The organism is Curtobacterium sp. RM9 (assembly GCF_054956955.1).
Genome location: NZ_CM143271.1, coordinates 2,400,930 through 2,418,764 on the forward strand (window position 1 = coordinate 2,400,930; position 17,835 = coordinate 2,418,764).

Annotated in this window: 23 protein-coding genes; 8 read left to right on the top strand and 15 right to left on the bottom strand. The window is 71.4% G+C overall.

Annotated features, from left to right (window positions below; all coding sequences use genetic code 11):
• The first annotated feature begins 11 nt into the window (after positions 1-11).
• A complete protein-coding gene (locus ACY3FI_RS11310) occupies positions 12-989 on the top strand; it encodes an o-succinylbenzoate synthase (RefSeq protein WP_462547625.1) in 978 nt (325 codons plus the stop codon).
• Positions 990-1,143: 154 nt separating this feature from the next.
• Here ACY3FI_RS11310 and ccsB read toward each other — a convergent pair whose 3' ends face one another.
• From ccsB to ACY3FI_RS11340, 6 genes are all read right to left on the bottom strand, one after another.
• Positions 1,144-2,133, bottom strand: coding sequence for a c-type cytochrome biogenesis protein CcsB (gene ccsB, locus ACY3FI_RS11315; RefSeq protein WP_462550351.1), 990 nt, complete (start codon positions 2,131-2,133; stop codon positions 1,144-1,146).
• A gap of 8 nt (positions 2,134-2,141) precedes the next feature.
• Positions 2,142-3,911, bottom strand: coding sequence for a cytochrome c biogenesis protein ResB (resB, locus tag ACY3FI_RS11320; RefSeq protein WP_462547626.1), 1,770 nt, complete (start codon positions 3,909-3,911; stop codon positions 2,142-2,144).
• Entirely contained in the window at positions 3,895-4,593 is a 699-nt protein-coding gene (locus ACY3FI_RS11325; RefSeq protein ID WP_462550352.1) for a cytochrome c biogenesis CcdA family protein, read from the bottom strand. The genes resB and ACY3FI_RS11325 overlap by 17 nt, the downstream gene beginning before the upstream one ends.
• A gap of 45 nt (positions 4,594-4,638) precedes the next feature.
• Positions 4,639-5,268 (bottom strand): TlpA family protein disulfide reductase, encoded by a 630-nt coding sequence (locus tag ACY3FI_RS11330; RefSeq protein ID WP_462547627.1) that lies wholly within the window; start codon positions 5,266-5,268, stop codon positions 4,639-4,641.
• On the bottom strand, positions 5,265-5,921 hold the full coding sequence (locus ACY3FI_RS11335; RefSeq protein ID WP_462547629.1) for a histidine phosphatase family protein: 657 nt from the start codon (positions 5,919-5,921) through the stop codon (positions 5,265-5,267). Before ACY3FI_RS11335 ends, ACY3FI_RS11330 begins: the two co-directional genes overlap by 4 nt.
• A gap of 67 nt (positions 5,922-5,988) precedes the next feature.
• Positions 5,989-7,494 carry a SulP family inorganic anion transporter gene (locus tag ACY3FI_RS11340; RefSeq protein WP_462547630.1) on the bottom strand — a complete coding sequence of 502 codons (1,506 nt, stop codon included), beginning with the start codon at positions 7,492-7,494 and terminating at the stop codon, positions 5,989-5,991.
• A gap of 41 nt (positions 7,495-7,535) precedes the next feature.
• Here ACY3FI_RS11340 and ACY3FI_RS11345 point away from each other — a divergent pair, with 41 nt between their 5' ends.
• Complete coding sequence (locus ACY3FI_RS11345) at positions 7,536-7,937, top strand: helix-turn-helix domain-containing protein (RefSeq protein WP_462547631.1); 402 nt, start codon at positions 7,536-7,538, stop codon at positions 7,935-7,937.
• Here ACY3FI_RS11345 and ACY3FI_RS11350 read toward each other — a convergent pair.
• The gene (locus ACY3FI_RS11350; protein WP_462547632.1) at positions 7,914-8,156 is read right to left on the bottom strand and encodes a hypothetical protein; all 243 of its coding nucleotides are present in this window, start codon (positions 8,154-8,156) and stop codon (positions 7,914-7,916) included. The genes ACY3FI_RS11345 and ACY3FI_RS11350 overlap by 24 nt on opposite strands.
• Positions 8,153-8,491 carry a hypothetical protein gene (locus ACY3FI_RS11355; protein WP_462547633.1) on the bottom strand — a complete coding sequence of 113 codons (339 nt, stop codon included), beginning with the start codon at positions 8,489-8,491 and terminating at the stop codon, positions 8,153-8,155. The genes ACY3FI_RS11350 and ACY3FI_RS11355 overlap by 4 nt, the downstream gene beginning before the upstream one ends.
• 150 nt (positions 8,492-8,641) lie before the next feature.
• On the opposite strand from ACY3FI_RS11355, the gene aspS reads away from it, so the two are divergent.
• The gene (aspS, locus tag ACY3FI_RS11360) at positions 8,642-9,982 is read left to right on the top strand and encodes an aspartate--tRNA(Asn) ligase (protein ID WP_462547634.1); all 1,341 of its coding nucleotides are present in this window, start codon (positions 8,642-8,644) and stop codon (positions 9,980-9,982) included.
• A 73-nt stretch (positions 9,983-10,055) separates the two neighbouring features.
• Here aspS and ACY3FI_RS11365 read toward each other — a convergent pair whose 3' ends face one another.
• The 5 genes from ACY3FI_RS11365 to ACY3FI_RS11385 form a co-directional block, all read right to left on the bottom strand.
• Complete coding sequence (locus ACY3FI_RS11365; protein WP_462547635.1) at positions 10,056-10,349, bottom strand: Dabb family protein; 294 nt, start codon at positions 10,347-10,349, stop codon at positions 10,056-10,058.
• Positions 10,346-10,600 carry a glutaredoxin family protein gene (locus ACY3FI_RS11370; protein WP_462547637.1) on the bottom strand — a complete coding sequence of 85 codons (255 nt, stop codon included), beginning with the start codon at positions 10,598-10,600 and terminating at the stop codon, positions 10,346-10,348. Before ACY3FI_RS11370 ends, ACY3FI_RS11365 begins: the two co-directional genes overlap by 4 nt.
• A gap of 72 nt (positions 10,601-10,672) precedes the next feature.
• Entirely contained in the window at positions 10,673-10,771 is a 99-nt protein-coding gene (locus ACY3FI_RS11375; protein WP_003792170.1) for a 30S ribosomal protein bS22, read from the bottom strand.
• A 110-nt stretch (positions 10,772-10,881) separates the two neighbouring features.
• Positions 10,882-11,076, bottom strand: coding sequence for a helix-turn-helix domain-containing protein (locus ACY3FI_RS11380; protein WP_017888579.1), 195 nt, complete (start codon positions 11,074-11,076; stop codon positions 10,882-10,884).
• 104 nt (positions 11,077-11,180) lie between these two features.
• Positions 11,181-11,696, bottom strand: a complete 516-nt coding sequence (locus tag ACY3FI_RS11385) for an ArsR/SmtB family transcription factor (RefSeq protein WP_462547639.1) — start codon at positions 11,694-11,696, stop codon at positions 11,181-11,183.
• A gap of 75 nt (positions 11,697-11,771) precedes the next feature.
• Between ACY3FI_RS11385 and ACY3FI_RS11390 the strand changes: the two genes are divergently transcribed.
• Together ACY3FI_RS11390 and ACY3FI_RS11395 are read left to right on the top strand one after the other, a co-directional pair.
• Positions 11,772-13,205 (top strand): TrkH family potassium uptake protein, encoded by a 1,434-nt coding sequence (locus tag ACY3FI_RS11390; RefSeq protein WP_462547640.1) that lies wholly within the window; start codon positions 11,772-11,774, stop codon positions 13,203-13,205.
• Complete coding sequence (locus tag ACY3FI_RS11395) at positions 13,198-13,893, top strand: potassium channel family protein (RefSeq protein WP_462547641.1); 696 nt, start codon at positions 13,198-13,200, stop codon at positions 13,891-13,893. Before ACY3FI_RS11390 ends, ACY3FI_RS11395 begins: the two co-directional genes overlap by 8 nt.
• 38 nt (positions 13,894-13,931) lie before the next feature.
• Here the strand turns inward: ACY3FI_RS11395 and proC are convergent, their stop codons facing one another.
• Positions 13,932-14,762: a pyrroline-5-carboxylate reductase gene (gene proC, locus ACY3FI_RS11400; protein ID WP_462547642.1), complete on the bottom strand. Its 831-nt coding sequence runs from the start codon at positions 14,760-14,762 to the stop codon at positions 13,932-13,934.
• A gap of 66 nt (positions 14,763-14,828) precedes the next feature.
• Between proC and ACY3FI_RS11405 the strand changes: the two genes are divergently transcribed.
• Both ACY3FI_RS11405 and ACY3FI_RS11410 read left to right on the top strand, forming a co-directional pair.
• Positions 14,829-15,785, top strand: coding sequence for a cation diffusion facilitator family transporter (locus tag ACY3FI_RS11405; RefSeq protein WP_462547643.1), 957 nt, complete (start codon positions 14,829-14,831; stop codon positions 15,783-15,785).
• Positions 15,786-15,872: 87 nt separating this feature from the next.
• Entirely contained in the window at positions 15,873-16,250 is a 378-nt protein-coding gene (locus ACY3FI_RS11410; RefSeq protein ID WP_462547644.1) for a hypothetical protein, read from the top strand.
• A 77-nt stretch (positions 16,251-16,327) separates the two neighbouring features.
• Here the strand turns inward: ACY3FI_RS11410 and ACY3FI_RS11415 are convergent, their stop codons facing one another.
• Entirely contained in the window at positions 16,328-16,759 is a 432-nt protein-coding gene (locus ACY3FI_RS11415) for a nucleoside deaminase (protein WP_462550353.1), read from the bottom strand.
• A 75-nt stretch (positions 16,760-16,834) separates the two neighbouring features.
• Between ACY3FI_RS11415 and upp the strand changes: the two genes are divergently transcribed.
• The gene (gene upp / locus ACY3FI_RS11420; protein WP_462547645.1) at positions 16,835-17,470 is read left to right on the top strand and encodes a uracil phosphoribosyltransferase; all 636 of its coding nucleotides are present in this window, start codon (positions 16,835-16,837) and stop codon (positions 17,468-17,470) included.
• Positions 17,471-17,835: the final 365 nt, after the last annotated feature.

A 17,835-nucleotide genomic window follows, 5' to 3' on the forward strand; every position in this document is an offset into this window, starting at 1 on the left:
AGGATGGGTGCGTGCTCCCCGACCTCGAAGACCTCCTCGCCGACGCCCACGTGGTGGCCCTGCCGATGCGCGTGCGCTTCCGCGGGATCACCTCGCGCGAGGCCGTCGTCCTGCGCGGACCCCACGGCTGGACCGAGTTCTCGCCGTTCGTGGAGTACGACGACGCCGAGGCCACCGCATGGCTCCGAGCGGCGGTCGACTTCGGGTGGCACGCACACGAGCCTGCGGCGGACAGCGTGCCGGTCAACGCCACCGTGCCGGCGATCGCGCCGGACGCCGTCGCCGGGCTGCTCGAGCGCTTCCGAGGCTGCACGACCGCGAAGGTGAAGGTGGCCGAGCCGGGGACCACCCTCGACGACGACGTCGCGCGCGTGGCCGAGGTGCGACGGGTCATGGGCGCCGACGCATCCGTGCGGATCGACGCGAACGGCCTCTGGACCGTCGACCAGGCCGTCGCTGCACTCGAGCGCCTCGCACCGTACGACCTGCAGTACGCCGAGCAGCCCTGCCGGACCGTCGACGAGCTCGCCACGCTGCGGGCGCGGATCGACGGCCTCGGCGTGCCGATCGCCGCTGACGAGAGCGTCCGGAAGGCGGCCGACCCGCTGGCCGTCGCGCGCGCCGGAGCGGCCGACGTGCTCGTCGTGAAGGCGCAGCCGCTCGGAGGGGTCACCGCGGCGCGGGCCGTCGTGGCGGAGGCCGGACTGCCGGTCGTGGTCTCGAGTGCGCTCGACACGTCGGTCGGTCTCGGGATGGGGGCGTTCCTCGCCGCCGGTGCGATGACCCCCGGGTACGCGGCCGGACTCGGGACGGCGGCGATGTTCACGTCCGACGTCGCCGCGGAGCCGCTGCTGCCCGAAGCCGGGTCCGTGCCGGTGCGTCGGGTCGAGGTGTCGCGGGAGCTCCTGGAGCGGAACGCGGCCTCGCCCGAGCACACCGCGTGGTGGCGTGCCCGGGTCGAGCGCGTGCACGGGCTGCTCGCCCGCTGACGGCCGCGCACCGAGCTCGCCGACGGGCCGCGGCCGGACCTCGGCGTTGCGTTCCGGTCGCACGACGCGCCCCCGGCGCGACCGCACCCCGGACGGACCGGAGGCGCGGCGCCGACCGGCACCGCGCCTCCAGACCGGGCGTCGCGTCAGCGACTCACAGGCCCGAGTAGCTGTGCAGCCCCTTGAAGAACACGTTCACGACCGAGAAGTTGAACATGACGGCCGCGAAGCCGATGAGCGCCAGCCACGACGAGCGCGCACCACGCCACCCGCGCGTGGCACGAGCGTGGATGTACCCGGCGTAGACGACCCAGATGATGAAGGTCCAGACCTCCTTGGTGTCCCACCCCCAGTAGCGACCCCAGGCACGCTCGGCCCAGATCGCGCCCGCGATGAGCGTGAAGGTCCAGAGCACGAAGCCGACGAGGATCACGCGGTAGGTGAGGACCTCGAGGCGGTCGGCGTCCGGCAGGGTCTCCATGAAGCGGAGCTTGCTCGATGCGGAACGGCCCTGGCGGTGGGTCTGCACGAGCTGCGAGACCGCGAGGCCCGCACCGAGGGCGAAGAAGCCCGTGCCGGCGATGGCGACGAAGACGTGGATGACGAGCCAGTACGACTGGAGCGCCGGCTGCAGCGGGACGACGGGGACCCAGTAGTTCACGGTCGCGATGCCGAGCAGGATGATCGTCAGCCCGGTGATGAAGACGCCGAGGAACTTCAGGTTCTGCCAGAACTGCACGAGCAGGAAGATCAGGATGATCAGCGCCGTGCCGGTCAACGAGAACTCGAACATGTTGCCCCACGGCACACGATCGGCCGCGATGCCCCGGAGGACGACGGAGCCGACGTGCAGCACGAGCGCCAGGATCGTCATCGCCATGCCGACGCGCTCGAACTTCGTGCCGCGACGCACCGGGTCGACGGGGCCGGCGTCGACGCGCTCGAGCACGACGGTGCCGCCACGGACGGACGCGACGGTCTTCGCCTCGCCGGCCGGAGCAACGGCGGCGGTCTCGCCGGCCGCGGCCGCCACGTTGCCGGACCGCTTCGCGACGTCGAGCGCGAAGGAGATGAACGCGATGACGTAGACCGCCATCGCGGAGTACGTCAGCACGACCGAGTAGGTCGCGAGGTTCGTCGTCATGTCCGGGTTCACTGGGGCATCCTAACTCCGAGGTCCGACAGGTGCCGGCGGGCGATGTCGTCCACGGCCCGCTCCAGGTTGGGGTCCTCGCCACGGGCCAGACCCGCGTACTCGAGGTCGTAGCCGCCGTCCGGGTCGCCCGTGCGCGGCACGGCCTTCACCCACACGCGACGACGCGGGACGAACAGCGAGGTCAGCAGGCCGAGGACGCTCAGCACGGCGAAGCCGCCCACGAAGAGCTGCGACGGGTCGTGGTGCACGTCGAGGGACACGTACCGCTTCACCCCGTCGAAGGTGATCGAGCCGGCGCCGTCCGGCAGGGTCTTCGTCTGCCCCGGCTTCAGCTCGAGGCTGGCGGTCTTCGCGTCCGTGCCGGCGATCTGCTCGAGCCCGCCGGTGTTCAGCGTGTAGACGCTCTGCGGCACACCGCTGTCGAGCCCGAGGTCGCCGGTGTACACCTGCAGCGTCAGCAGGGGGTTCTCGTCGTCCGGGTAGCTGGACGTGAAGGCGCCGAGGCCGTTCTTCACCGCCGTCGGGTAGAAGAACCCGCGGATCCCGAGCTGGTCGGGCATCGCGTCCGGCACCTTGATGACGCCGAGCGAGGTGTAGTTCGCGTCCTGGGGCAGGAACGGCACGGTGTCCTTGTACGCGACGTTCCCCTCGCCGTCGCGGACGGTGACCTGCATCGCGTAGCCGTTGCCGAGCAGGTAGACGTTCGTCCCGCCGACGTGCAGCGGGTCGTTGACGCCGAGCCGGCTGGTCGTCGGCTGCCCGCCCTTCTCCTGGCTCGTCACGGTCGCGGAGTAGTCGAGCGCCTGCCCGAGCGCGTCGAGGTTCTTCTCCTCGTACTTCGTCACGAACTTGTCGAGGGTCAGGTTGTAGCCGTGCAGGTCCGTCTGTCGGAACCAGCGGCCCGGGTTGAACGAGTCGTAGGAGCCGAGCACGTTCGAGAACGTCTGGCCCTCGACGAGCAGGCGCTGCCCGGTGTAGCCGAACCCGCCGCCGACGCCGACCGCCAGGAGCACGCCGACCAGCGCGGCGTGGAAGACGAGGTTGCCGGTCTCGCGCAGGTAGCCCCGCTCCGCGCTGACCGAGTCGCCGAAGCGCTCGACGCGGTACCCGGACCGCTTGAGCAGGGCGGCGGCACGCGTCACGGCGTGGTCGACGGACGGGAGGCGCGTGGCGGCGTCCGCCCCGTCCCCCTCGGCGGCGACGCTGGTCGCGTCCACCGCGCCGGTCGCCTCATCGGCACCCGTCGCCTCGCGCGTGACGGGCACGCTGCGGTAGCCGGCCAGGCGCCCGAGGCGGACCGGGGTCTTCGGCGGACGGGTGCGGAGCGCCTGCCAGTGGTGCTTCGTCCGCGGGACGATGCACCCGATCAAGGACACGAAGAGGAGCAGGTAGATCGCCGAGAACCACACCGACGTGTAGGTGTCGAAGACCTGCAGCTTGTCGAGCACCGGGAAGAGCTGCGGATGGTCGCTCTGGTACTGCACCACGCCGTTCGGGTCCGCGGTGCGCTGCGGCACCAGGGACCCGGGGATCGCCGCGAGGGCGAGCAGCATGAGGAGGAACAGCGCCGTCCGCATGCTCGTGAGCTGTCGCCAGGCGAACCGGAGGGACCCGACGAGGCCGAGCTTCGGCTGCGTCACCCCGTCGCCGCGGTCCGGGCGCTCCTGGGTGCCGTCGACGTGGTCAGCGGGCCGCTGCGGGTCGGAGACGACGTCCGTTCCCTCGGCCTCGGTGGTGGTGTGATCGCTGTCAGACCGCGGGGACAAAGCTCTGGATCACCGCCCCGACGCTCGACATGACGGTCGACCAGATGCCGGTGACCATGAGCAGACCGATGACGATCAGGATCGCTCCTCCGATGATGTTGACGGTGCGCATGTGGCGCTTGACCGCACGGATCGCACCGGTCGCCCAGCCCGCGCCGAGCGCGACGAGGACGAACGGCACGCCGAGGCCGAGGCAGTACGCGACCCCGAGCCACATGCCCTGCCAGGCGCTGCCGGACTGCACGCTGAGCAGGTTGATCGCCGCGAGCGTCGGCCCGAGGCAGGGCGTCCAGCCCAGCCCGAACACGATGCCGAGCAGCGGGGCGCCGACGAGCCCGGTCGCCGGGGTCCAGCTCGGCTTGACGGTGCGCTGCAGGAACGTGAACCGTCCGACGAAGACGAGGCCCATCGCGATCACGACGACGCCGAGGACCTGGGTGATGAGGTCGCGCCAGCGCACGAGCCAGAAGCCGAGTGCCCCGAACACCGTGGTGTACGCGACGAACACGGCCGTGAAGCCGAGGATGAAGAGCACGACGCCGAGGACGACGCGGCCCTTCCGCTGCCCGCCCTCGGCCACCCCGCCCACGTACCCGAGGTAGCCGGGAACGAGCGGGAGGACGCAGGGCGAGAGGAACGAGACGAGCCCGGCGAGCGCCGCGACGGGCAGCGCCACGGCCATCTGACCGCTGAGGATCGCCTCGGCGAAGGGGTTGCCGGACACGGGTCAGGAGGCCTTGCCGCTGGTCGTGTCGGCGCTGAGCTCGTCGGAGACGAGGGTGCTCAGGATGCTCGGGCCGTCGACGGCACCGAGCACGCGGGCTGCGACCCGGCCCCGCTCGTCGAGGACGATCGTCGCGGGAACGGCGTTCGGAGCGATCTGCCCGGACAGTGCGAGCTGCATGGTGCCGGTCTTCGCATCGAGCACGGTCGGGTAGTCCACCTTGAAGTGCCGCTCGAAGGCGGCCGCGGTGTCGCGCTCGTCGCGGACGTTCACGCCGACGAAGGCGACGTCCTTGCCGGCGAACTGGTCGTGCACCTCGTTGAGGTACTTCGCCTCGGCGCGGCACGGGGGGCAGCTGGCGTACCAGTAGTTGAGGACGACGACCTTGCCACGGAGGTCCTCCGCCGACACGGTCTCGCCGTCGCTGTCCTCCGCCGTGAACTCGACCGGGTCGGTGCGCTTGTCCGCCGCCACCTCGGTCACCGCGCCGTCACCGGAGATGTAGTTCTGCGTGGTGCCCTTGCCGTACTGCTGTGCGAGTCCGCCGCTGTCCGACGAGCAGCCGCTCAGCGCCAGGGCGGCCACGACCGCCGTCGCCGCGAGCCCTGCGAGTCGCTTGCCGGTGGTGTTCATACTGCTCCCTCGTCGATCGCGGTCGCGCGCAGTTCCTGCGCGGGGTCCGCGTACCCGACCTCGGTGAAGCGGCCGGTCGGGGTGGCGGGCGCACGCTCGACGGTCGTGATGCTGGACAGGTCGCAGCGCCGCTTGCGCGGGTCGTGCCAGAGCGGCTCCCCCGCGAGCTTGCGGTGCACGGTCCAGATGGGGAGCTGGTGGCTGACGAGGACCACGTCGCCGTCGTCGACGCTGGCCCAGGCGGTCGCCATCGCGGCGAGCATCCGGTTGGCGATCGACTCGTACGCCTCGCCCCAGCTCGGACGGAACGGGTTCGCGATCCACGGCCACTCGGTCGGTCGACCCAGGCTGCGCTTGGTGAACCCGGGCGGCTGCCCCTCGTACCGGTTCGTCGGTTCGACGAGGCGCTCGTCGAGGGACACGTCGAGCCCGTACGCCTCGGCCCAGGGTGCGGCAGACTCCTGCGTGCGCTGCAGCGGCGAGGCGACGATCCGGCGCACGTCGACCCCGGCGTCCTTCCACGCGGTCGCGGAGGCGAGGGCCATCTGCGCGCCGAGTTCGCTCAGGCCGAAGCCCGGCAGTCGTCCGTAGAGCACACGGTCCGGGTTGTGCACTTCGCCGTGTCGGACGAGGTGGATCCGTTTCGCGGGCATGGCTTCCAGTGTAGGTCGCCCGGGCCTTCCCACCGCCCGCTCAGCGGATTCACGGATGTGCGACTGTTCAGCCGAGTTCCCCGGACAACCGCCCGTGCAGGGCCGTTGACGCCGTGTTCAGGTTGACGACCTCGACGGTCGACCCGTGCTTCGCGAACCGCTGCTCCACGCCGTCGAGCGCCGCCACCGTGCTCGCGTCGAAGACGTGCGCGTCGGACAGGTCGACGATCACGTGCTCCGGGTCGGCGGCGTAGGAGAACCGCGTCACGAGGTCGTTCGACGAGGCGAAGAACAGCGCGCCGCGGACCCGGTACCGGACGGTGTGCTCGTCGACCGGCTCCCGGACGACGGACACCACGTGCGCGGCGCGGCGGGCGAAGACGAGTGCGGCGACGACGACCCCGACGAGCACCCCGGTCGCGAGGTTGTCGGTCGCGACGACGACCACCACCGTGACCACCATGACCGCGGTCTCGCCGAACGGCATCCGGCGCAGGGTGCGCGGGCGGATGCTGTGCCAGTCGAACGTCGCCACGCACACCATGAGCATCACCGCGGTCAGCGCCGCCATCGGGATCTGCGCGACGACGTCGTGCAGCACGATCGTCAGCACGAGGACCGAGGCGCCGGCGGCGAAGGTCGACACCCGGGTGCGCGCCCCGGCGGTCTTCACGTTGATGACGGTCTGCCCGATCATGGCGCAGCCGCCCGTGCCGCCGAAGAACGCCGACGTGACGTTGGCGATCCCCTGCCCCCAGGACTCCCGCCACGCACTCGAGCGGGTCTCGGTGATCGCGTCGACGAGCTGCGCGGTCAGGAGGGTCTCGATGAGTCCGACGATCGCGACCCCGACGGCGTAGGGCGCCACGATCCGGAGCGTCTCGAACGAGATCGGGACGGTGATGCCGGAGAACCCGGGCAGCGCCGTCGGCAGGGCACCCTCGTCGCCCACGGTCGGGACGGCGATGCTGAACACGACCGTGATGAGCGTGATGACGACGACGGCGATGAGCGGCGCGGGGACGGCCTTCGTCAGGAACGGGAAGCCGACGATGATCGCGACGCCGAGCGCCGTGAGCGGCCACACCACGACGGGGACGTCCCCGCCGAACAGGTTCGGGAGCTGCGCGGTGAAGATCAGGATCGCGAGGGCGTTCACGAACGCGACGTTCACGCTGCGCGGGATGAAGCGCATCAGGCGCGCGACGCCGAGGAAGCCGAGCACGAGCTGCACCACGCCGCCGAGGACCACTGCCGGCACGAGGTACGCGACGCCGTGGTCGCGCACGAGCGGCGCGATCACGAGGGCGACCGAGCCCGCGGCGGCGGAGATCATCGCCGGACGGCCGCCGACGATCGAGATCACCACGGCGATCACCACGCTGGAGAACAGCCCCACGGCGGGGTCGACCCCCGCGACGACGGAGAAGGAGATCGCCTCGGGGATGAGGGCGAGCGCGGTGACGATGCCCGCCAGCACCTCCCGCGTCAGCAGGCGGGGCGAGCGGAGTGCGTGCAGGACGGTCGGAGCGGCCGGCGCGAGGGGTGCGATGGGCACGGTGGTCGAGGGCATCGGCAGCAACCCTACTCTCACGTGAGGGTAGGGTTGCCCGCGTGAGCACGAACGACGTCCCGGACACCATGCACATCGGCGAGCTCGCGGACCGAGCGGGCATGTCCCTCCGGACGATCCGCCACTACGACGAGGTCGGCCTGCTCGTGCCGAGCGGTCGCACGACCGGCGGGTTCCGGGTGTACACGGCGCAGGACCTCGACCGACTGCTCGTGATCCGACGCATGAAGCCGCTCGGGTACACCCTCGACGAGATGGCGGAGTTGCTCCGGGTGGTCGACGCCCTGCGGAACGGCGACCCCGAGGACTCCCCGGCACTCGCGGCACGGTTGGACGCGTCCCTCGAGGATGCCCGGACCCGGCACGCCAGGCTCGTCGAGCGTGCGGGCATGGCCGAGGAGTTCATCGGGACGCTCGGCTCACTCCGCGCCTCGCTCCCCTGAACCCGGGACGACCCGCTCCGGCAGGAGTCCGGCCTCGATCAGTCGTGCGCGTTCCTGCCGCGCGGCTCGGTTCTCCTCCAGGTGCCTGATCAGCCGGTCGTGGAGTTCGAGCATCCGCCGTGCACGCCAGGGGCGCAGGCGGTACTGCCGTCGGATCTGCTCCCGCAGTTCCTCGCGCCGACGCTGCACGAGCACCGCGACCGGGTCCTCCACCGTCACCTGCGACTTCCTTCCACGATCATGTCGAGCACGATGCTGCCCACGACCGCGTCCTGCTCGCGAAGAATCTGCATGTCGTACATCGCCGCAGCGCTCGCGGCTCCGAGTTCCGCACGCCCGACGTCATCGGCGCACGCCTGCTCGACGGTCCACACGAAGCGGCTCCACGCCCGGTCCCGCTCCTCGCGCGCCACGTCCCGCCGCCACCGCAGCACCGCCCACACGCCACCCACCAGCGCGACCACCATCGTCAGCGCCGCAGCCCCCAGGGCCGCGACCACCGTCGCCACCGCCAGGGGCGGCCAGGCCGCGAGCCCCTCGACCCCTGCCGTCACGCGGGGCCTCCCTCCAGCTCGCGACCCGACCACACCGAGGACGCTACGGACGCGGCGGACGCGGCGGACGCGCCCCGCGCCTCCCGGTCGGCACTGTGGACGACGATCACCGCGACCCGCCCTGTGCAGGAGGCCGTAGACTCGACCACCGTGATCGAACGCACCCGCATCGCCGACCTCGCCGCACTGCCCGACGGCCCCGTCTCCGTCGCCGGATGGGTCGAGACCGTCCGAGACCAGAAGAAGGTGCAGTTCGTCGTGCTCCGCGACGAGTCCGGCGCCGCCCAGCTCGTCAACCCCGCCACGCGCGAGGCCGAGGACGGCGACGACGCCGCACAGACCGCCCTCGGCATCACCAACGAGATCTCCGGTCTGGCGCACGGCACCTTCGTCCACGTGCAGGGCACGCTCAAGCACGACGAGCGCGTCAAGCTCGGCGGGCTCGAGGTCAAGGTCGGCTCGCTCGAGGTCGTCAGCGCGGCCATCCCGGAGACGCCGATCGCCGACGACTCCTCCCTCGACAAGCGCCTCGACTGGCGCTTCCTCGACCTGCGCAACCGCAAGCAGAACCTGATCTTCCGCATCCAGACGACGATGGAGCACGCGTTCCGCACCTACTGGGTGGAGCGCGACTACATCGAGGTGCACACCCCGAAGCTCATGGCGACGCCGTCCGAGTCGCGCGCCGAGCTCTTCCAGCTCGAGTACTTCGAGACGACGGCCTACCTGGCCCAGTCGCCGCAGAACTTCAAGCAGATGGCACAGCCGGCCGGCTTCGGCGCGGTGTTCGAGATCGCGGACGCCTTCCGCGCCGACCCGTCCTTCACGAGCCGCCACGCGACCGAGTTCACGAGCGTGGACGCCGAGTTCTCGTGGATCTCATCGCACGAGGACGTCATGGCCATGCAGGAGGAGCTCCTCGTCGCCGGCTTCACCGCAGTGCAGGAGAAGCACGGCAAGGACATCGAGGAGGTCTTCGGCTTCGAGTTCGTCGTGCCGACCGCCCCGTTCCCCCGCGTCACCCTCGCCGAGGCCCGGAAGATCGTGGCCGACAGCGGCTACGAGGTCGTCCGCGCCGACGGTGACCTCGACCCCGAGGGCGAGCGCCGCGTCGCCGCGTGGGCGAAGGAGACGCACGGCTCCGAGTTCGTCTTCGTGACCGACTACGACGCCTCGATCCGGCCGTACTACCACATGCGCCACGAGGACGACCCGACGCTCACCAAGAGCTACGACCTCATCTTCAACGGGGCCGAGATCTCCACCGGCGCGCAGCGCGAGCACCGCGTCGACACGCTCGAGGCGCAGGCCGTCGAGAAGGGCCTCGACCCGGCCGAGCTCGGCTGGTACCTGGACTTCTTCCGCTACGGCGTGCCGCCGCACGGCGGGTTCGGCATGGGCCTCGCGCGCGTGCTCATGCTCGCGCTGCACGAGCCGTCGATCCGCGAGGTCACCTACCTCTTCCGCGGCCCGACGCGCCTCACTCCGTAGTCACCCCGCGAACGACGGCGGCCACCCTCCAGCAGGAGGGTGGCCGCTTCGCGTCCCGGTCTGGAGGCGCGGATCACCGCTCCCAGTCGATGGCCGCCCGCCCCGTGACGAGTCCGCGGATCTCCGCTGCCGCCGCCTGGTGGTCCGGGTGCACCTGGTACTCGTCGAGTCCCGCCAGGTCGTCGAACGTGGCGACGACGGCGACGTCCTGGTTCTTCCCCGGGTAGGCGACGTTCTCGACGACCTCGAGCGAGCGGATCGACGCGATGGTGCCGACGAGCCCGGTGAGGAGCTCGCGGATGCGGTCGATCGACGCGGTGCGGTCGAGGTCCTCCCGCAGGGTCCAGGAGACGACGTGGTGGATCATGCGCGGGCCTCGGCCTTCTCGAGGGCACGGTGGAGCCGGTCGGCGTCGACGTGCCAGTTGCTGTGGACACGCCCGTCGACCAGGACCACGGGGATGTCCTCCGCGTACTCCTCGCGGAGGGCGTCGTCGTCGAGGATGGACCGCTCGGTGTACGTCGTGCCCGGGTGTTCCGCGACCACGCGCTCGACGACCGGTCGGGCATCGTCGCAGAGGTGGCAACCGGGCTTCGTCAGGAGGGTCACGGCGGGCATGCCCCCACCATAACCGCCCCCGGGAACACGAAAGCCCCGGCTGGACCGGGGCTTCGAGTGCAAGTACTGGACTTACTTCTTGTTGCGACGCTGGTGACGCGTCTTGCGAAGGAGCTTGCGGTGCTTCTTCTTCGCCATGCGCTTGCGACGCTTCTTGATGACAGAACCCATAGTGGACCTCGCTCGGAACGATGCTGTTGTGTGGACACCGGGCCCGAAGAGACCGCGGAAAATCAACCCGGCCGAGTCTAGCGGAGCCGGACGGTCATGTCGAACGGGGCTCAGCCGACGTCGGCCACGCCGCCGCGCAGGACGTCCGCGACGGCGGACTCCGGCACGCGGAACGAGCGTCCGAAACGGATCGCGGGGAGTTCCCCCGCGTGCACCATCCGGTAGACCGTCATCTTCGAGACGCGCATCATCTCGGCGACCTCAGCGACGGTGAGGAAGCGCACGTCGTCGAAACTGCCGGTCATGGTCCGCCTTCGGGGTCGATGTGACCAGTGTGGTCACCGGCAACTGTAGGGGCGCGTGCGACTCCGTGTCCAGATCCGCACTGCGGCGGGGATCCGGGCGGGTCTCAGTCCTCGTCGCCACGGCGCGTGAACCGCTTCCGACCGCGGTCGACGACGCGCTCCCAGCCCTGCTGCGCACCGGTCACGACGGCGGTCGCACGGTACGACGCCTCGGCCATCACGCGGCCGAGCTCGGTGCCGACCTCGACCGTCGCCTTGCCCGCCGTCCCGGAGCGCCGGACGGAGACGGGCTGGCCGTCCATCGTCCACGAGGTGGTGGCCGGGCTGCCGTCGGCGTCGACCGCGCCGGTGAACGGCATCACCCAGTCCTCGAGGGCGACCAGGGGCTCCGGGTCGAGGCGGTAGTAGCGGTGCTGGCCCTCCTCGCGGCTCGACACCAGGCCGATGTCGCGGAGGACGCGGAGGTGCTTCGACACGGTGGGCTGGCTCACGCCGAGCTTCGTGACGAGCTGGCCGACGCTGAGCTCCCCGCCGGTGACGTCCGATCCGTACGCGGCGAGCAGGGCGGCGAGCAGCTCGCGCCGGGTCGGGTCCGCCACGACGCTGAAGATGTCGGCCATGACGGCAAGGCTAGCCGGGGCCCGTGCGGATGTACCATGACGAACCGTCCCCGCCCGCGTCCCCGGAGGCTCACGATGCTCGACCGCACGGAGCCGCTGCCCGCGCACGTCGGGGGTTCCCGTCGGCGCGAGAACCGGCTGCTCACGGTCCTCCGGTCGTCGCCGTCGCGGCTGGCGATCCTGGTGTTCGTGGCCCTCGTGTTCCTCTTCACGCTGGCCTTCATGACCCCGCTGGCGTCGGCCGACGGATCCGTGACGCAATTCTCCGACGCGCTGTTCACGGCCGCCTCGGTGGTGTGCGTCACGGGCCTCGCCACGGTCGACATGGCCACCCACTGGTCCGTGTTCGGCAAGACCCTCGTGGTGATCGGGACCCAGATCGGCGCGGTCGGCGTGCTGACGTTCGCGTCGATCCTCGGGCTCGTCGTCACCAGGCGTCTGGGCCTGCGCGCGAAGCTCATCGCGGCGGGCGACTCGAACCCGTTGCGCACACACCACGGTGCGGTGCCCGAGGGGCAGGCCGTCCGGCTCGGCGAGGTCGGCACGCTGCTGCTCACGGTCGCGGTGAGCACCCTCACCATCGAGGTCGCGCTCGGGCTGCTCCTGCTGCCGTCGGTGCTCATCGCGGGCATCCCGTTCTGGCCGGCCGTGGGCGACTCGTTCTACTACGCGGCGATGGCGTTCACGAACACCGGCTTCGTGCCGAACGACACCGGGCTGACCCCGTTCGCGCACGACTACTGGTTCCTGACCCTCCTGATGATCGGCGTCGTGGCGGGGTCGATCGGCTTCCCGGTCATCCGCACACTCACGAAGCAGCTGCGCAACCCGCACCGCTGGCCGATCCACGTGAAGCTCACCCTGACCACGAGCGCCGTCCTGCTCGTCGGCGGTGCCGTCGTCTACATCGTGCTCGAGGCGTCCAACCCGGCGACCTTCGGTCGTGAGGGGGCCGGACGCACGGCGTTCCAGGCGTTGTTCCTCTCGACGATGACCCGCTCGGGCGGCTTCTCGCTCGTCGACTTCGACCAGCTCAACGGGTCGAGCCTCCTCGTCACCGACATGCTCATGTTCATCGGCGGCGGTTCGGCGTCCACCGCCGGCGGCATCAAGGTGACGACCCTCGCGGTGCTCTTCCTCGCCGCCGTGGCCGAGGCGCGTGGCCGCCGCAGCATGGAGGCGTTCGGCCGGCGCATCCCGAGCGACGTGCTCCGGGTCGCCGTCGCCGTCGTGCTCTGGGGCGCCACCATCGTCGCGGTCGCGACCATCGTCCTGCTGCAGATCACCGGTGACTCGCTCGACCGGGTGCTCTTCGAGGTGATCTCCGCCTTCGCCACGTGCGGACTGTCCTCCGGGGTGTCCGCGGACCTGCCGGAGTCCGGCAAGTACGTGCTCGCCGCCACCATGTTCCTCGGCCGGGTCGGTACAGTGACCATCGCCGCTGCCCTGGCCGCCAGCCAGAGCCGGCAGTTGTTCCGTCGCCCCGAGGAGAGGCCGATCGTTGGCTGACCGCCGCTCATCCCACCCGCTCGACGGGGCCATCAGCCACGACGCCCCCGTGCTCGTCATCGGCCTCGGTCGGTTCGGTGCCGCGACCGCCGGGCAGCTCGAACGGCAGCGGCGCGAGGTCCTGGTGGTCGACACCGACGCCGCCCTCGTGCAGAAGTGGTCCGACCGGGTGACGCACGCGGTGCAGGCGGACGCCACCGACACCGACGCGCTGCGGCAGATCGGCGCGCAGGACTTCGCGATCGCGGTCGTCGCGGTCGGGTCGGACCTCGAGTCGAGCGTCCTCATCACGGCGAACCTCGTCGACCTCGGCATCCCGCAGATCTGGGCGAAGGCCGTCAGCCGGTCGCACGGCACGATCCTCTCCCGCATCGGCGCGAACCACGTGGTCTACCCGGAGCGCGAGGCCGGCGAGCGCACGGCGCACCTGGTGTCCGGCCGGATGCTCGACTTCATCGAGTTCGACGACGACTTCGCCGTGGTGAAGATGTTCCCGCCGGCGGCCGTGCGCGGCAAGGACCTCGCGACGACGGTGATCCGGACCCGCTTCGGCCTGACGGTGCTCGGCATCAAGACGCCGGGCAAGGCGTTCGTCCCGGCGACCCCCGAGAGCGTCATCGGGCAGGACGACGTGATCATCGTCTCGGGGTCGGAGACCGACCTCGAGCGGTTCGCCGCGCTCGAGTAGCGCGCGGCCGGACGGCGAGCGCCGCCGACCGCGCCCCGTCAGGCCTGCGCCAGCTCCTCGGCCCGGGCGGTCGCCGCCCGCGACGCCCGCTCGAAGGTGCCCGCCAGGTCGGCCTCCTGCAGCACGGCGACCGCGCGTTCCGTGGTGCCCTTCGGGCTCGTCACCGCGCGGCGCAGGTCGGCCGGCTCCCGTCCGGACGCCGCGAGCAGCTCGACGGCGCCGCGGACGGTGCCCTGCACCATCACCTCGGCCTGCTCCGCGCTGAAGCCGAGCGACTGCGCGGCGCGCTGCCACTCCTCGACGAGCAGGAAGACGTAGGCGGGTCCCGAACCGGACACCGCCGAGAGCGCGTCGAGCTGCGACTCGGGGACCTCGAGCACGACGCCGGACGCCGCGAACACCGACCCGGCGAGCGCCACGGCCTCGGCGTCGGCGGACGCGCCTGCACTGATCCCGGTGACCCCGCGACCGACCCCGATCGGCGTGTTCGGCAGTGCGCGGACGACCCGGACCCCGGCGGGCACGTGTGCCTCCATCGTGGCGAGCGTCGTGCCCACGGCGACGCTGACGACCACCGTGCCGGGGCTCAGGGCCGCTGCGACCTCGTCCAGCAGCTCGGCCACCGCGTACGGCTTCACCCCGACGACGACGAGCCCCGCGCCCCGGACGGCGGCACGGTTCGCCTCGGGGTCCGTCTCGCTCGCCGCGGCCTCGAGGCCACGTTCCCGCAGCGCCGCGGCGGACGCCTCGGACCGGGTCGTGAGGGTCACGGTCGCCGGGTCGAGACCGGCGGCGAGCAGCCCGTCCAGGACCGCCCCGGACATGGAGCCGGTGCCGAGCAGGGCGGTACGGGGCAGTTCGATCGTCATGTCCCGACCCTACCCAGCGCCGACGTGCCAGGATCGTGGGGCAGACCTGGCAGAAGGGGACACGCAGTGAGCGCTTCCGGCGGTACGAAGGCGATCTTCGCCGCACTCGGTGCGAACGTCGGCATCGCGATCGTGAAGTTCATCGCGGCGGCCATCAGCGGCTCGGCGTCGATGCTCGCGGAGGGCGTGCACTCCCTCGCGGACTCGGCGAACCAGCTCCTCCTCCTGCTCGGTGGTCGGCGTGCCCGGCGCGCCGCCGACGAGGAGCACCCGTTCGGCCACGGCCGCGAGCGCTACGTGTACGCCTTCGTCGTCTCGATCATCCTGTTCTCGGTCGGTGGTGTCTTCTCGCTCTACGAGGGCATCGAGAAGCTCACCCACCCGCACCCGCTCGAGAGCTGGTGGCTCCCCCTCGTCGTGCTCGTCATCGCGATCGGGCTCGAGGGCTTCTCGCTCCGCACCGCCCTGCGCGAGGCACGACCGCACAAGGGCGGGCAGAGCTGGGTGCAGTTCGTCCGCCGGGCGAAGGCTCCGGAGCTCCCGGTGGTCATGCTCGAGGACACCGCGGCACTGCTCGGCCTCGTGTTCGCACTGTTCGGCGTCGGTCTGACCGCGATCACCGGCAACGGCGTGTTCGATGCCATCGGCACGATCCTCATCGCGGTGTTGCTCATCGCGGTCGCGGTGGTGCTCGGCATCGAGACGAAGAGCCTGCTGGTCGGCGAGGGCGCGAACCCCGGCGACGTGCAGCGCATCAAGGACGCCGTGCTCGACGGCCCCGAGGTCGACGCGATCATCCACCTGAAGACCCTGCACCTCGGCCCCGAAGAGCTCATGGTCGGCGTGAAGGTCGCGGTCGACGGCGACCGCCGGCTCGGCGACGTCGCCGCCGGCATCGACGCCGTCGAGCAGCGCGTCCGCGCCGCCGTCCCGGCCGCCCGGGTCATCTACGTCGAGCCGGACGTGCTCCGGACCGGTCCGCGCCCGCCGACCGAGGCGATCGTCCTCCGCGCAGCCGACTAGTCGTCGCCGTCGGAGGGCTGCCGACCGGCGCGGACTGAGGGCTGCCTTGCTGGCGACCGGCCCGGCCGGTCCGCCACGATGGTGGGCATGACGGCCCTCTTCGACATCCTGCTCATCCTGCACTTCCTCGGCCTCGCGGCCGTCATCGGCGCCTTCCTCGTGCAGGTGCGCCGCAAGGGCGGCTTCCAGACCGGCTGGGTGGTCATCGGCCTGGTCACGCAGCTCGTCACCGGCCTCGGCATGATGGGCATCATCGACGCCACCCACGACGGCGGAGCGAACCACGCCAAGCTCGGCGTCAAGCTCGTCATCGCCGCCGTCGCGCTGGTCCTCGCGCTCGTGGCGCGAGCGCGCCAGAAGCGCGCCGACGCCGGGCAGGCGAAGCAGAAGGCAGCCCTGCCGTTCTTCCACTCGGCCGGGGCGCTCGCGATCGTGAACGTGCTCATCGCGGTCCTCTGGAGCTGACGGACCGCACCACCCACCGGTCTGGAGGCACGTGACGGCGCCGCCACGCGCCTCCAGACCGGTGGGTGGTGACCGGGTCAGCGACGCGACGCGAAGAACGCGTCGAGGAGCGCCGCGCAGGCGTCCTCGAGGACGCCGCCGACCACCTCCGAGCGGTGCGGCAGCCGCCGGTCGCGCGCGATGTCGTAGACGCTCCCCGTCGCGCCCGCCTTCGGGTCCCACGCGCCGAACACGATCCGCGGGACCCGCGCGGCGAGGATCGCGCCCGCGCACATCGGGCACGGCTCGAGCGTCACGACGAGGGTGTGCTCGGACAGGTGCCAGTCGCCGGTGACGGCCGCCGCTGCGCGGAGGGCGAGCACCTCGGCGTGCGCGGTGGGGTCCTGCAGCGCCTCGCGCTCGTTCCGGCCCACCGCGACCACCGTGCCGTCCGGCCCGAGCACCACCGCGCCGACGGGGACGTCGCCGGTCGCGAGGCACGCCCGTGCCTCGTCGAGCGCACGCTCCATCGCGGGGACGAACGGGCGGGCGGCGGGGTCGGCCACGGGACCTCCAGGCTCGGTCGGCACGGTAGGCTCGACCCTATGCGAGTCCACGTCGCCGACCACCCGCTCATCACCCACAAGCTCTCGGTGCTCCGCGACCGGACCACACCCTCCCCCACGTTCCGCGCCCTCACCGAGGAGCTCGTCACGCTCCTCGCGTACGAGGCCACGCGCAACGTCCGGGTGACCGCGACGCCGATCGACACCCCGGTGGCACACACGATGGGTGTCGCGATCGCGAAGCCCCGCCCGCTCGTGGTCCCGATCCTCCGTGCCGGGCTCGGCATGCTCGAGGGCATGGTGAAGCTCGTCCCCACGGCCGAGGTCGGCTTCCTCGGCATGGCGCGCAACGAGGAGACCCTCGAGCCGCAGACCTACGCCGAGCGTCTGCCGGACGACCTGTCCGGGCGGCAGTGCTTCGTCCTCGACCCCATGCTCGCCACGGGCGGCACGCTCGCGGCGGCGATCGACTTCCTGTTCGACCGCGGCGCGGAGGAGGTCACCTGCGTGTGCATCCTCGGCGCGCCCGAGGGCCTGGCGATGGTCGAGCGGGCCGTCGGCGACCGCAACGTCTCGATCGTCCTCGGCGCCCTCGACGAGAAGCTCGACGAGAACGGCTACATCGTGCCGGGCCTCGGCGACGCCGGCGACCGTCTCTACGGGCTCGCCGAGTAGCGACACTCCCCACGCGCAGGCAGGAGGCGCGGTGCCGGTCGGCGCCGCGCCTCCCGTCGTCTCCGCGCCGCAGTCCACCAGGCGACGACCGTCCGCGCGGACGGTTGACACCGGGTTGGTATACCGCCGATACTCGACCCATGACTGCACTCGTTCCCACCCGCGTCCTCTCCGAGGCGTGCTCCTCCACAGGAGCAGTGGGGACCGCTGGCGTGATGATGCCGGCGATGGCCGTCATGCGTTGTCGAATGTGTGCCTGACCGGCACCCGTTCCAGCCGGATCCCCCGCGACACCACCCCCGTCGCGCGAGCGTGATCCCCGGGTGACGAGCACGTCGACGACACGCCCCACGTCGAGCGCTTTC

Excerpts from the sequence above, each read along its gene's own strand:
- ccsB (WP_462550351.1), bottom strand. The coding sequence starts at position 2,133 with ATGACGACGAACCTCGCGACCTACTCGGTCGTGCTGACGTACTCCGCG.
- ACY3FI_RS11325 (WP_462550352.1), bottom strand. The coding sequence starts at position 4,593 with ATGGCCGTGGCGCTGCCCGTCGCGGCGCTCGCCGGGCTCGTCTCGTTC.
- ACY3FI_RS11330 (WP_462547627.1), bottom strand. The coding sequence starts at position 5,268 with ATGAACACCACCGGCAAGCGACTCGCAGGGCTCGCGGCGACGGCGGTC.
- ACY3FI_RS11335 (WP_462547629.1), bottom strand. The coding sequence starts at position 5,921 with ATGCCCGCGAAACGGATCCACCTCGTCCGACACGGCGAAGTGCACAAC.
- ACY3FI_RS11340 (WP_462547630.1), bottom strand. The coding sequence starts at position 7,494 with ATGCCCTCGACCACCGTGCCCATCGCACCCCTCGCGCCGGCCGCTCCG.
- ACY3FI_RS11365 (WP_462547635.1), bottom strand. The coding sequence starts at position 10,349 with ATGATCCACCACGTCGTCTCCTGGACCCTGCGGGAGGACCTCGACCGC.
- ACY3FI_RS11370 (WP_462547637.1), bottom strand. The coding sequence starts at position 10,600 with ATGCCCGCCGTGACCCTCCTGACGAAGCCCGGTTGCCACCTCTGCGAC.
- ACY3FI_RS11375 (WP_003792170.1), bottom strand. The coding sequence starts at position 10,771 with ATGGGTTCTGTCATCAAGAAGCGTCGCAAGCGCATGGCGAAGAAGAAG.
- ACY3FI_RS11380 (WP_017888579.1), bottom strand. The coding sequence starts at position 11,076 with ATGACCGGCAGTTTCGACGACGTGCGCTTCCTCACCGTCGCTGAGGTC.
- ACY3FI_RS11385 (WP_462547639.1), bottom strand. The coding sequence starts at position 11,696 with ATGGCCGACATCTTCAGCGTCGTGGCGGACCCGACCCGGCGCGAGCTG.
- ACY3FI_RS11390 (WP_462547640.1), top strand. The coding sequence starts at position 11,772 with ATGCTCGACCGCACGGAGCCGCTGCCCGCGCACGTCGGGGGTTCCCGT.
- proC (WP_462547642.1), bottom strand. The coding sequence starts at position 14,762 with ATGACGATCGAACTGCCCCGTACCGCCCTGCTCGGCACCGGCTCCATG.
- ACY3FI_RS11410 (WP_462547644.1), top strand. The coding sequence starts at position 15,873 with ATGACGGCCCTCTTCGACATCCTGCTCATCCTGCACTTCCTCGGCCTC.
- ACY3FI_RS11415 (WP_462550353.1), bottom strand. The coding sequence starts at position 16,759 with ATGGAGCGTGCGCTCGACGAGGCACGGGCGTGCCTCGCGACCGGCGAC.
- upp (WP_462547645.1), top strand. The coding sequence starts at position 16,835 with ATGCGAGTCCACGTCGCCGACCACCCGCTCATCACCCACAAGCTCTCG.